The organism is Cobetia sp. Ld8, assembly GCF_045066615.1.
Classification (GTDB): domain Bacteria; phylum Pseudomonadota; class Gammaproteobacteria; order Pseudomonadales; family Halomonadaceae; genus Cobetia; species Cobetia amphilecti.
In genome coordinates, this window is the sequence record NZ_JBISHF010000008.1 from 748,048 (window position 1) to 759,878 (window position 11,831).

An 11,831-nucleotide genomic window follows, 5' to 3' on the forward strand; every position below is an offset into this window, starting at 1 on the left:
TTACTGGTTGAAGCCGACTTCATTGACCATCTGAGCAGCACGCTTGCGGTATTTGGCGACCTCGGTCAGCGAGAGGTCATCCTGCTTGAACTCGCCCCAGGACGTCAGCAGCTCCGAGCTTTCGGCAGCCGGGTTGGCCGGGTACTCGAAATTGACCTCGGCATACATGTGCTGGGCGGTCTTCTCGGTCAAGAAGCGCATCAGCTTGAGCGCATTCTCTTCGTGCGGCGCGTACTTGGTCATCGCCATGCCGGAGATGTTCATGTGCGTGCCGACACCGTTCTGGTCCGGGAATTCGATGCGTGCCTTCTCGGCCCACGGACGCTGCTCGTCGTTGTCGAGCATCTTGCCGTAGTAGTAGCTGTTGCCGATGGCCACGTCACAGACGTTGTCACGAATCGCCTTGATCTGATCGCGGTCCCCGCCCTGCGGCTTGCGCGCCAGGTTGTCCTTGAAGCCTTCCAGCCATTCGCGGGTCGCTTCCTCGCCGTTGTGGGCGATACGCGAGGCGATCAATGCCACGTTGTAGGGGTGATCACCGGCACGCGAACAGACACGGCCCTTGAGGCTCGGGTCCGCCAGGTCGTCATAGCTTGCGACCTGACCGGCCTCGAGGCGCTCGACGCTGGTGTAGAGCACGCGGGCACGGGTGGTGATACCGAACCACTGGTTGTCAGGACCGTGATACTGCTCGGGCAGGTTGGCTTCGATGACGTCGTCATTGACGCTCTTGACCAGCTCTTCGTCGACCAGCTCCTGCAGGCGACCGATATCCACCGTCAGCAGGACGTCAGCCGGCGTGTTGCGACCCTCACGCTTGAGACGCTCGGCCAGACCCTGCTTGGCGAATACCACGTTGACCTTGACGCCGGTCTCCTCGGTGAACTCCTTGAGGAACGGCTCGATCAGATAGGCCTGACGATAGGAGTAGACGTTCACCTCTTCCTGGGCTTGCGCCGGCATGGCCGTGACAGCCGTCACGCCGACCAGCGCACTCAACAACAGCTTGCGAGCGGAGGATGCAGAAATCATGGATACAGCAGTCATCGAATACCCCTGTTCAAGGTGTCCTGTCCTGACGAGGACTGCCATGAGCAGACCTGCAGGCCAGTAAAAGCGGAACCATTGTGTCAATGCGAATCATTCTAATCACAAAGCCCTGACACCTGCAACGTGAGTGCAACGCTGATTTGCAGATAATGCAATCCCGCTCAGGTAGGCGAGTTCCGGGAGGCAACCCCAGCGGGCGACATCACTACCGCCCGGCATGCTCAGGAAGGCATCACGCCAGTCGGCCGTCCTCCCCCACCGCAGGCAACAGGGGCCTGGCATGGGCGATGGCCTGCTCAAGCGGCATCCCCTGCTGCCAGACACCGGCGAGTGCGTGGCGGAAGGCAGCAGCGCGGGCGGGCAGGCCGCGCTGCTCGACATCGGCAGCGCGCTGCATCACACGTTGCGCGAAGGCGTCTCGATCCACCTCCAGCTCAAGATTGTCGACGCTGACATGAAACGGCTTGCCCACCGCCCGGTGAAACAGCAGCTCCAGCGCTTGCGGCGCGACCTCGACACTCTCGAAGGCGCGCTGCTGCTCGGCGTCGCGGCCATCCGGTGCATACCAGTAGCCGTAATCTTCCTCGAGCCGCCGTCTGGCGCCTGCGATGCACCAATGGCTGATCTCATGCAGCGCGCTGGAAAAGAAGCCACGTGCCAGATAGATGCGGTGATAGCCAAGCTCTGATTCCGGGACATGCCTGCCTTCCCCCTGCATGCCGGCCGGAAGATACAGTGGCTCTTCGGGATCACAGCGCAGCAAGGTGTTGAAGGTGTCGCCGAACAGGCCGTCGAACAATGCCATCAAGGTGGCGAGGTCATGCGCACGACGGGGACTCCCGCTGGCGGAATCAGAGCAATGGACGGCAGGTAGGGACTCATGGGACGACACGGCAATTCTCGGCAAGCGCTGGCAGTGTGTGGGCATTCGATGGCGGCAGGAAAACCTGCTCTGTCGGATGGCTCATTGTACGTGGCTAGCGTATAGCGCGTCATTTCAGCTGACAGTGTCGCTTACAGCCGTGATAATTCATCAGCTTGCGTTCATGAAACCTGCTTATCTGCTAGGATGGCGCGCCAAGCAAGAATGATTCTCGATTACTAGCAGGAGCCTGCCGTGCCCCCCGCCGATTCATCCACCCCCTCCAAGCCTCAGACGGCCCCCGGTTCTCCGCCTCCGCCACTGATTCCCCGCGTCAGAGCGGAAACCTCACGCCTGCTGACCCTGGCGCTGCCGATCTGTGGCGCGCAGCTGGCTCAGGCAGGCATGAGTGCCGTGGACGTGTTGATGACGGGACGCTCCTCGGCCACGGACCTGGCAGCCGTGTCGGTGGGCTCAAGCCTGTGGGTGCCCCTGCTGCTGCTGATGGCGGGCACCCTGATGGGTCTGACGCCGGTGGTCGCGCAATTGATGGGGGGCAATCGCAGCGGTGAGGTGCGTGGCAACGTGCATCAATCGCTGTGGATCTCGCTGGTGCTCGGCAGCCTGTCCGGGCTTGCGCTGTGGTATCTGGCCGCGCCGATCTTCACCCTGATGGAGGTGCCTGAGGCCGTGGCCGAGCAGGCGACCCTCTATCTGATGGCCATCGCCTGGGGCATGCCGGGTGCCGCCTTCTATCAGGTCCTGCGCGCCTACTCGGACGGCATGAACCATACCCGCCCAGCACTGATCATCAGCCTGATCGGCCTGATATCGAACATCCCGCTCAATTACGTGCTGATCTACGGGTCTGCAGGCGTGGATGACCTGCTGGGGATCACCTTGCCGGGACTGTTGGGCGACATTCCGGCCATGGGCGCCGCCGGCTGCGGTATCGCCACCGGCCTTGCGATGTGGATCATGTGCCTGAGCATGTTCGCCTACACGCGTTACAGCAGCGCGTATCGCGCCGTGGCGCTGTGGTGCCAGCCCAGCGCCCCCCACTTCAAGCAGATGGGCGAACTGCTCAAGGTCGGCCTGCCGATCGGGATCGCGATCTTCTTCGAGGTCACGCTGTTCACGGTCATCGCCCTGTTCGTGGCCAGCTTCGGCGAGATCAAGGTCGCGGCCCACCAGGTCGCGCTCAACTTCACCTCGCTGCTGTTCATGCTGCCGCTGTCGATGGCGATGGCCCTGACCGTGCGCGTCGGCCACACCATCGGCCGCGGCGACATGCGCGAAGCACGTTTCGTGGCCTGGAATGGCGTGGCCTTCTCGCTGGTGGTGGCGCTGGTGAATGACATCGTGATCTGGGTACTGGCCGAGCCGGCCGTGGCGCTCTACACCAGCAACCTCAAGGTCCAGGCCCTGGCCATGTCGCTGATCACCCTGGCGATGCTCTATCAGGTCTCGGATTCCCTGCAGGTCGCGATGGCAGGCGCACTGCGCGGCTTCAAGGACACGCGCATCATCATGCTGATCACCATGTTCGCCTACTGGGTGGTCGGGCTGGGAGGCGGACACCTGCTGGGTGTCGGCAGTGAGGCCTTCCCGATCTCGCCCTGGTCCATCGAGCAGATGGGCGTCTATGGCTACTGGATCGGCATGGTGGCCGGTCTGACCGTGGCGGCGCTGCTGCTCGGCTGGCGCCTGTGGATCATCGCGCGCCGTGGCGTTCGTGACGAGGCATTGGCGAGCCAGTAATGCCTGGCGGATAGCGCCTGCATCTCAGCCTGCACTCCAACAGGAAGCTCGGCCTGGATGCTGGGCTGACAGCTGCCTGAAACGCCTTGATGAGCAAGCCCCGCGACACCCGACAGGGTGACGCGGGGCTTTTGCGTTTAAACACGAAAAAGCTGATAGACGGTCATTTCGTCCAAGGAGGGGTTACCGTCAGGGCTCTGGCTGTGCTAATGGTTATTCAAGGCAGTGCTCTCTCGCTGACGACACACATGGCAGAAGCGAGAGAACGCACCAGCACACGCCGAGGACGATCGACAAGCTGCTGAGGAGGGTTCGTCATGGGCGTACCAGTATCTTCCCCCCGCTCCGCCAAGGTCATCGACCTGAGTGTCATGCGTGACAGGATGCGTGCACGACGTCGTATTCTCCGGCTGGCGCCGGAACACGACGGGTTGGAAATGCTCTATCAGCTCGACAGCGATCCGGACAGCTATTACAGCATTCCGGTACTGGCCTGGGGGCTGCGCGAGGATGGTGAAGTCGTCGGCATGGTGCCGTGGATGGAGGGGCTGATGCCCTGCCACGAGCTGGAAGACCCCCAGCAGGGGCATTTCGTCGGCTATCGCGACCCGGAAACCGACGAAGTCTTCATGCTGGCGCCTGACCACAAGGTGTTCGAGCTCGAACATGCCGCGGCCTATTACGACTATGAAGTCTCGGACAAGACGACGCTACTCCAGCAACTGCCGGACACGCTGGGTACCCACGCGCTGTGCATGACCAACGGCGAGACACAGTGGCAGCTCAAGCAGGTCTTCGGCTGGCGCCTCTACAGCGATGGCAACATTGAGGCCTTGCTGGTCGATGAGGCTCGCGTCACCCAGACACCCGTGCTGGCCGGCGACGACTGCCTGTACCCGGGGCGCAGCCGGCATGATGTGGTCTATTTCTTCCAGCGCGCCATCGCCAATCAGATTCGCGAGCAGGACCCGGCGACGCTGGAGGCTCTCGCGCTGATGATGACTGGCGAGAGCGACCAGGTCTGCGTCGAGGTCCATGACCGCGAAGCCTGAGGGCCAGTCATGGCCAATGACTCAGCGGCTGCGGATGGCGCTCAACTGATGCGGATGTAATACAGGAACTGTTCCGGCGTCTCGTGGCTCAGCTCCAGGGTGTGGCCGAGAAAGGCGCAGAACTTGGGCACATCACGGGTGGTGGCAGGGTCGGTCGCCACCACCCGCAACAGATCACCCGAGGCAAGCTCACGCACCTTGTTGTGCAGCATCATGATGGGTTCCGGGCAATACAGGCCACTGGTTTCCAGTTCGGCATCGGCCTCGGGCAATGTGATATCGGTCATCGAAGACTCCTGACAATCCTGCCGCCCTGGCTGGCGGCACGTACAAAAAAGGGGAGACAGGCATGATCAAGGTTCTGATCGAACGGCATATCATGCCGGGACTGGAACAGGATTACGAACAGGCCTCGCGTGAAGTCGTACGCGAGGCTACGCATGTCCCGGGCTTCATCTCGGGCGAGAACCTAATGGAAACCGGCCGCGCGGGTCACCGCATCCTGATCACCTCATGGCGCGATGCGCGAGCGTGGCAGGAATGGTCGGTCAGTCCGGCCAGAGATCGCATGATGGCGCGCCTGGCGCCCATGCTATCCCAACCGGAGCGGATAATCCTGCTGGAGCATACCTGAGCGCATCTCTCCGGCGAGCGGAGGCATCAGGCGCCCCATACAAGAACCCCACGACCTGTCCAGGCCGTGGGGTTCTTGTATGGGGCATGTGCCACTCGTGCATGCTGATTGAGCAACAGCCAATCAGTGCGTGATGCGCACGTGCACAGTGACCTCTTCACGGTCGTGATACAGATGACGACAGCGAATCTCGGCACCGACGTTGGAACGCTCGAGACTGGCGGCCAGATAGTCGAGGCAGCGAGAGACTTCCTTCCAGCGCTGTTTCATCGGCAGCTTGAGATTGAAGACGGCCTCGTTGCACCAGCGCTTCTTCAGCCAGCGCTCGACCATCTCGGTCACACGAATCGGCTTGTCGACGATATCGCAGACCAGCCAATCCAGGCGCAGCGGTGGCTCCCAGGTGAAGCCATCTTCCTTGAGATGCTCGACCTGTCCTGTCGCCATCAGGTCCTTGTTCATCGGGCCATTGTCGATCGCGAACACGAACATGCCCTTCTCGACCAGCTGGAAGGTCCAGCCACCCGGGGCGGCACCAAGATCCGCTGCCTGCATGCCAGTGGCGATGCGACGCTCCCACTGATCGCGCGGCACGAATTCGTGCCACGCCTCTTCCAGCTTGAGCGTGGAGCGGCTGGGCGCACGACTCGGCGAACGCAGGTGACGAATGCCATTGGCATATTCGCTGCGGTTGCCCGGGAAGCTCATGCCCAGCTGGACTTCATCGCCATCCGTCCAGAAGACATGCAACGCCCGACCACCGGCCTTGCGGCGCAGGGCGCCCCGCTTCTTGAGCGCGGACTCCAGCGGGCGACCGACGGCCTTGCCCAGCCCCGACAGCGCCTTGCCATCATTGGTATCCGGCATCTCGTGGCGGATCTCCTCGAAGCTCCAGCCGGCGTCGACCACCTGCTGCAGAATCGGCGAGACACGATTCTCCCGCGACATGCCCACCAGCGGCTCCAGTGCCACCAGGGTCTGACGAGCGAAGACCAACGCCTGTAGCGGCATGTCACGATGCAGGGCGTTGGCGGGCTCATCTCCCGTCACCACATAACGCACGAAGCCACTGTCGCGTGCCGCAATCGGATAACCCGGCGTGCCGATATACGCCGCTTTCTCGCTGACTTCTGCGGCCAGGTCGGCCTCGAAGCCAGGGCGGCAATACAGCAACAGTTCTTGAGGTTGCATCATCATCTCCAATACAGAAGGCTGGGGAGTCTAGCTTCTCGCCGCTGCCTTCTACAAGCGTGCATGTACGTGATGGGGCTGTGACAACGCTCAGGCCGTCGTCATGGGCGCAGCAGACGCCTCACGAAGCGCGTACGTCTCTTGCTTTGCGCAACTTTTCTCACCACAAAGAGAACCGCCCCTGCAGCAAGGCTGCAGGGGCGGTTCGGTATAAGTGCCTGACGATGACCTACTCTCACATGGAGAAACTCCACACTACCATCGGCGCTAAGCGGTTTCACTTCCGAGTTCGGCATGGGATCGGGTGGTTCACGCTCGCTATGGTCGTCAGGCGAGTGAGAGGCTTGCTCCGATATTTGGTGACCTTGTCACCACTCATCGGCAAGCGCTCACACGAATTACCTGATCAAATTTTTAAAGAGCGTCGCTGTTAAGCGAGGAGGCATATTCTACCCGGAACGCTTGAGAAGTCAAGCACTTGATGATGAGTCAGTCGACTGCCTCTAAGCATCATCAAGCGGTGAGGAGCGTTGCTCGATCACCTGTTCCGTAAGGAGTGCGGCGTATTCTAGCGAATCGCCCGGGATTGTCAATCGATGAATTCGAAGCGGGCTTCAAAAACATCAAGCAAAACAATCACCTGCAAACCTCTTCCACCGCTGGTAACGCCATGCGTCCCCGGCAGCGGATGCGTACTTTACGCAGGAATCGGTTTGATGGCAAGGGCTTTGACGCAGAAAACAGCCACTCGCCTGATCAATACTCAGATCGCCTTGCCGTCCGCGGGCCGAGATACTGGGCGCGCCTGCCAGCCACCACGCGAATGCGACTGTGTCTCAAGCGCCGCCTCCAGGCGCGCCTCCGGCAGCTGCATGACGCGAGCCAACAGTGTCAGCAGGGCCACCTCTTCATCGGCCAGCGTCTGGTCGGCATGCACCACCTGGGCTAGCGCCGTGAACCAGCGCTGCTTGTCCATCGGGCGCAGGTGAGCCAGCTGCGTGAGATGGCGGCAGCGCAGCGCAGGGTTATCCCCATCCAGCTGCGACTGCGGATACGCAAGCGCCAGACCAAGTTCCGCACTGGCGTCCAGGAAGATGTTCTCGCGCAGCGCTTCATCGTCGATGAGTCCGACCATCAGCATGAGCCAATGCTGACAGGCCGGCTGGCACTGCTGCAGGGCCAGCGAGTCGCTCTTGCGATCGATTCGCGGGTCCAGTGACTCCAGCAGCAACTGCCACAGACACCAGATGAACATGTCCTGCGGAGGTGTCTGCGCCTTGAGCATGCGATGCGCGCGCTCATCCGCTTCCCGCCAGCGCGGTATCAACCGGTTGAGCAAGGGGATCCACTCGACCCGCGGCAAGGACTCGAGCTTGCGCCGCGCCTCGCGCACGCGCTTGCCATCCAGCCAGTCATGCTGACGCTCAAGCTCGGTGAGCCAGACCCCACGCCGGGTGAGCTCCGAGGGCGCGATCATCGCCACCACCAGCTGCGGGCAGAGAAAGCGCGACAGCGTCAGGTTCTCGAGCTCACCCCGGGAACGCGACAGCTCGCCGATGACGGCCGCGCCGGCGATACCCGCCATGACCCCGCCAAGCACTTCTGCCCCGATGGGCCCCTGCTGCTCGAAGGTATGCACCGGTTGCTGGCGCGCGCTCAGATATTGCCTGTCCCAACGGGGTTCCAGGCGCTTGATGCGTTCATCCAGCGGCGGATGCGAGTCGAACCAGCCCGTCAGCCATGGCGGACGCGCTTCGACGAAGAAGAGATGGTTGTAGGTCATGGCGCGTGGATGCTGGATACGCCCCTGCCAACCCATGCCACCGATACGCTTGAGGGCCGAGGCGATGCCATCCGGGAAACGCGTCAGGCGCACTGCACTGGCATCGGCGAGATATTCGCGTGAGCGCGCGACCCCGCGCTGCAACAGCCTGCCGCCCAGCCCGCCGAGACTGCCGAGCAACCACAGCGCCACACCGACCAGCATCAGCTGTGGCATGCCGCCTTTCCTGTCGGAACCGGAGGAGCGCGCCCTGCCCAACACGAAGCCGATGCGCCCCGCCCCCATCAGGAAGCGCCCCGCCTCGGAGAGAAACACCAGGCCGTGAACCGCACTCGCCAGACGCAGGTTGAGGCGAATATCGCCATTGGCGATATGGGCGAACTCGTGAGCGACCACGCCCTGCAGCTCGTTGCGATCCAGCTGCTCCAACGCCCCGCGACTCAGCGCGATCACCGCATCATGTGGCCGATAGCCCGCCGCGAAGGCATTGATCATCGCCTCATGCGGCAGCAGGAACAGCTGCGGCGTGGGCAGATTGGCGGCGATCGCCATCTCTTCCACGACATTCAGCGCCCGCCGCTCATTCGAGTCCTGGGTCTCGACATCCACCAGCTTGCCACCCAGGCGTGCGGCCACGACCGCGCCGCCCTGCTGCAGACGCCGCAGCTCGCGCGCCGCGACCAGGGCATTGCACAGGAAGATGATGCTCGCCACTGGCCAGACATATTCAAACGTCGTGGCGGCCGGGCGCCCAAGGAAACTGCTGATCGCGACATGCACCACGGCGCCGGCGGCAAGAGACACCACCAGCGACATGGCCGTGAAGGCCAGCAGTAATAGCCGCGTTCGACGCCGCGCACTGTCCTGCTCATGATAGAAATTCATTCGCGCTCGCCATCTACCCAGTCAGGATCACAGCGCAAGGCCGCTGCGAGAGAAGCATCAACCGGTCGACTCACGAGAAGCTGACATCCGGGGCCTGGCGGATCTTCACGCTGTCATCGAAGGCCAGCAGGCCTGCATCACTGCGATGACCAAAGGTCGGCGCGAACACCACCTGCGGGAAGCTCTGGCGATAGACGTTGTAGTCGGTGACGGCATCGTTGTAGGCCTGACGCGCGAAGGCGACGCGGTTCTCGGTGGCGGTGAGCTCTTCCATCAGGTCGCTCATGGTCTGGTCCGCCTTGAGCTCCGGATAAGCCTCGACCACCACATCCAGCTTGCCCAGACTCGCCGCCAGCCCCTGCTCGGCACCGGCCAGACTGGCCAGCTTGTCCATGCTGCCGGGATGCGCCGCTGCGGCATTCAAGGCGGCCATCGCCTTGTTGCGGGCATTGATCACTTCTTCCAGGGTGCCACGCTCATGGCTCAGATAGCCCTTGGCCGTCTCGACCAGATTGGGAATCAGGTCATAGCGCCGCTTGAGCTGTACCTCTATCTGCGCGAAGGCATTCTCGAAGCGCGCCTTGAGGCTGACCAGCTTGTTGTAGATCGAGATCACGTAGATGACGATCAGCGCGATGGCGCCCAGCAGCAGAAATGTTTTCATGATGAGTCCCTTGTGATGATGCCTTTGCAATGAAGGCCCGGCAGGCGTTGCCCCGCTCTCCGGCGAGTCTTTGCAAGCGCCCCTGTCGATCTTCCTGTGCAATCCGCTTCCAGTTTACCCATACCGGATGACGGCACCAGTCAATTGGATGACTGATTGCCAACGGGGCATCATGCGGCCGGCAACCTCACGGCACCCAATGCGCCATGAACTCGTGCACCGGCAGTGCTTCGAGTCGCTCGCGATCGCCCAACAACGCCATCAAGGTGTCGCACCGCGAAGGCGGGAAGCAGGTGGCCAGATTGGCCCGACACTTGTCCTCGAGCGGGGCGAGCGACTCTTCACGCCGCCGACGATGGCCCAGCGGGTATTCCACCGTCACCTGCTCGGTGGCACTGCCATCGCAAAAGATTACCCGCAGGGCATTGGCGATCGAGCGCTTGTCGGCTTCCAGATACTCGCGGGTGAAGCGCGCCTCTTCCTTGACGACCATTCTGTCACGCAGCCGGTCGATCTCCGGGTGAGCGGCATGGAAGCCATCTTCATAGTGGTCCGCGTTCAACTCGCCGAAGATCAGCGGCACCGCGACCATGTATTGCAGGCAGTGATCGCGGTCCGCCGCATTGGCGAGCGCACCCTGCTTGGAGATGATGCGGATCGCCGATTCGTGGGTGGTGATCTCGATGCGCTCGATCTCCTCGAGGCGGTCGCGCACCTCGGGATGGAGCTGGACGGCCGCCTCGGCGGCGGTCTGGGCATGGAATTCAGCCGGGAAGGAGACCTTGAAGAGCACGTTCTCCATCACATAGCTGCCCAGAGGGCGCGCCAGCGTCAGGTGCCGTTCGTCTTCAGGCTTGAGCGCAAGATCGCTATTGCCGTGACTGAAGGAAACATCATTGAAGCCCCACTGCGGCGCGCTGAGAACACTTGGGACGCCCATCTCGCCACGCAGGGCGATGTCCGCCAGCCGCACGCCGCGTGAAGTGGCGTCCCCCGCCGCCCAGCTCTTGCGCGAGCCCGCATTGGGCGCATGACGATAGGTGCGCAGGCTCTGGCCATCGACGAAGGCGTGCGACAGCGCCGACAGCAACTGCTCGCGATTCGCCCCCATCAAGCGCGCCGTCACGGCGGTGGTCGCGACCTTGACCAGCATGACATGGTCGAGCCCGACGCGATTGAAGCTGTTGTCCAGCGCCAGCACACCCTGGATCTCGTGGGCCATCACCATGCTCTCCAGCACATCGCGCATCACCAGGGGCGGCTTGCCCAGCGCGACACGCTGGCGCGAGAGGTGATCCGCCACCGCCAGAATGCCGCCGAGATTGTCCGAGGGATGCCCCCACTCCGCCGCCAGCCAGGTGTCGTTGTAATCCAGCCAGCGGATGGTGCAGCCGATGTCCCACGCCGCCTTGACGGGATCGAGACTGAAGGCGGTGCCGGGCACCCGCGCACCATGCGGCACCACGGTCTCGGCCACCAGCGGGCCGAGATGCTTGGTACATTCCGGGAAGCGCAGCGCCAGGATGCCGCAGCCGAGGGTATCCATCAGACACAGGCGAGCGGTGTCCATCGCCTCTGCCGAGGGACCTGAGCGCACGCTCTTGCCGGCCAGGCCATCCGCATCCGTATCCGCGATACGAAGATCGTCGCAATACCCCAGCACATAGTCGGCGATCTGCTGCAGCTCCGGGTCATAGTCCGGGCGCTGGTTGGCGCTGGCCTGGTTGGTACTGACCTGACTTGTACTGGCTTGAGTGGCACTGAGACGGCTTTCGCCCGTCTGATCAGAGGATGGCGTGCTCATGTGTGACCTCCTGTCGTGGATCGTCTTTGCTCGCATGCATCTCCCGCGATACCGGCACATCCCCCGAAATACCCGAGTCCGCACCACAGACATACGAAAGCCGACCCTCTGCACATGCATGCCAGGCCGGCTTTCATCGAGATGC

10 protein-coding genes and 1 rRNA gene are annotated in these 11,831 nt (G+C 62.6%); 3 read left to right on the top strand and 8 right to left on the bottom strand.

Going from position 1 to position 11,831, the window contains the following annotated elements:
- Both ACJJV2_RS14175 and ACJJV2_RS14180 read right to left on the bottom strand, forming a co-directional pair.
- Window positions 1-1,047, bottom strand: coding sequence for a Fe(3+) ABC transporter substrate-binding protein (locus ACJJV2_RS14175; protein ID WP_225347558.1), 1,047 nt, complete (start codon window positions 1,045-1,047; stop codon window positions 1-3).
- Between the two features lie 235 nt (window positions 1,048-1,282).
- The gene (locus ACJJV2_RS14180) at window positions 1,283-1,855 is read right to left on the bottom strand and encodes an elongation factor P hydroxylase (RefSeq protein ID WP_107335481.1); all 573 of its coding nucleotides are present in this window, start codon (window positions 1,853-1,855) and stop codon (window positions 1,283-1,285) included.
- Between the two features lie 378 nt (window positions 1,856-2,233).
- On the opposite strand from ACJJV2_RS14180, the gene ACJJV2_RS14185 reads away from it, so the two are divergent.
- Together ACJJV2_RS14185 and ACJJV2_RS14190 are read left to right on the top strand one after the other, a co-directional pair.
- On the top strand, window positions 2,234-3,673 hold the full coding sequence (locus tag ACJJV2_RS14185; protein ID WP_240548781.1) for an MATE family efflux transporter: 1,440 nt from the start codon (window positions 2,234-2,236) through the stop codon (window positions 3,671-3,673).
- Between the two features lie 317 nt (window positions 3,674-3,990).
- Window positions 3,991-4,725, top strand: a complete 735-nt coding sequence (locus ACJJV2_RS14190) for a hypothetical protein (protein WP_052384769.1) — start codon at window positions 3,991-3,993, stop codon at window positions 4,723-4,725.
- Window positions 4,726-4,766: 41 nt separating this feature from the next.
- Here ACJJV2_RS14190 and tusA read toward each other — a convergent pair whose 3' ends face one another.
- Complete coding sequence (gene tusA, locus ACJJV2_RS14195; protein ID WP_054555155.1) at window positions 4,767-5,012, bottom strand: sulfurtransferase TusA; 246 nt, start codon at window positions 5,010-5,012, stop codon at window positions 4,767-4,769.
- A 62-nt stretch (window positions 5,013-5,074) separates the two neighbouring features.
- On the opposite strand from tusA, the gene ACJJV2_RS14200 reads away from it, so the two are divergent.
- Complete coding sequence (locus ACJJV2_RS14200; protein WP_043335322.1) at window positions 5,075-5,359, top strand: antibiotic biosynthesis monooxygenase; 285 nt, start codon at window positions 5,075-5,077, stop codon at window positions 5,357-5,359.
- A 123-nt stretch (window positions 5,360-5,482) separates the two neighbouring features.
- Here the strand turns inward: ACJJV2_RS14200 and rlmM are convergent, their stop codons facing one another.
- From rlmM to ACJJV2_RS14225, 5 genes are all read right to left on the bottom strand, one after another.
- A complete protein-coding gene (gene rlmM, locus ACJJV2_RS14205; protein WP_131431318.1) occupies window positions 5,483-6,556 on the bottom strand; it encodes a 23S rRNA (cytidine(2498)-2'-O)-methyltransferase RlmM in 1,074 nt (357 codons plus the stop codon).
- A 210-nt stretch (window positions 6,557-6,766) separates the two neighbouring features.
- Window positions 6,767-6,882 (bottom strand): 5S ribosomal RNA (gene rrf / locus ACJJV2_RS14210).
- Between the two features lie 431 nt (window positions 6,883-7,313).
- Window positions 7,314-9,218 carry a M48 family metallopeptidase gene (locus ACJJV2_RS14215; RefSeq protein WP_405281835.1) on the bottom strand — a complete coding sequence of 635 codons (1,905 nt, stop codon included), beginning with the start codon at window positions 9,216-9,218 and terminating at the stop codon, window positions 7,314-7,316.
- 70 nt (window positions 9,219-9,288) lie between these two features.
- A complete protein-coding gene (locus tag ACJJV2_RS14220; protein ID WP_054555402.1) occupies window positions 9,289-9,882 on the bottom strand; it encodes a LemA family protein in 594 nt (197 codons plus the stop codon).
- A 187-nt stretch (window positions 9,883-10,069) separates the two neighbouring features.
- Window positions 10,070-11,686 (bottom strand): bifunctional 2-methylcitrate dehydratase/aconitate hydratase, encoded by a 1,617-nt coding sequence (locus ACJJV2_RS14225; protein ID WP_405281839.1) that lies wholly within the window; start codon window positions 11,684-11,686, stop codon window positions 10,070-10,072.
- Window positions 11,687-11,831: the final 145 nt, after the last annotated feature.

What these genes read in the sequence shown, in the direction of transcription:
- ACJJV2_RS14175 (WP_225347558.1), bottom strand. Translation starts at nt 1,047, where the DNA reads ATGACTGCTGTATCCATGATTTCTGCATCCTCCGCTCGCAAGCTGTTG.
- ACJJV2_RS14180 (WP_107335481.1), bottom strand. Translation starts at nt 1,855, where the DNA reads ATGGCATTGTTCGACGGCCTGTTCGGCGACACCTTCAACACCTTGCTG.
- ACJJV2_RS14190 (WP_052384769.1), top strand. Translation starts at nt 3,991, where the DNA reads ATGGGCGTACCAGTATCTTCCCCCCGCTCCGCCAAGGTCATCGACCTG.
- tusA (WP_054555155.1), bottom strand. Translation starts at nt 5,012, where the DNA reads ATGACCGATATCACATTGCCCGAGGCCGATGCCGAACTGGAAACCAGT.
- ACJJV2_RS14200 (WP_043335322.1), top strand. Translation starts at nt 5,075, where the DNA reads ATGATCAAGGTTCTGATCGAACGGCATATCATGCCGGGACTGGAACAG.
- rlmM (WP_131431318.1), bottom strand. Translation starts at nt 6,556, where the DNA reads ATGATGATGCAACCTCAAGAACTGTTGCTGTATTGCCGCCCTGGCTTC.
- ACJJV2_RS14215 (WP_405281835.1), bottom strand. Translation starts at nt 9,218, where the DNA reads ATGAATTTCTATCATGAGCAGGACAGTGCGCGGCGTCGAACGCGGCTA.
- ACJJV2_RS14220 (WP_054555402.1), bottom strand. Translation starts at nt 9,882, where the DNA reads ATGAAAACATTTCTGCTGCTGGGCGCCATCGCGCTGATCGTCATCTAC.
- ACJJV2_RS14225 (WP_405281839.1), bottom strand. Translation starts at nt 11,686, where the DNA reads ATGAGCACGCCATCCTCTGATCAGACGGGCGAAAGCCGTCTCAGTGCC.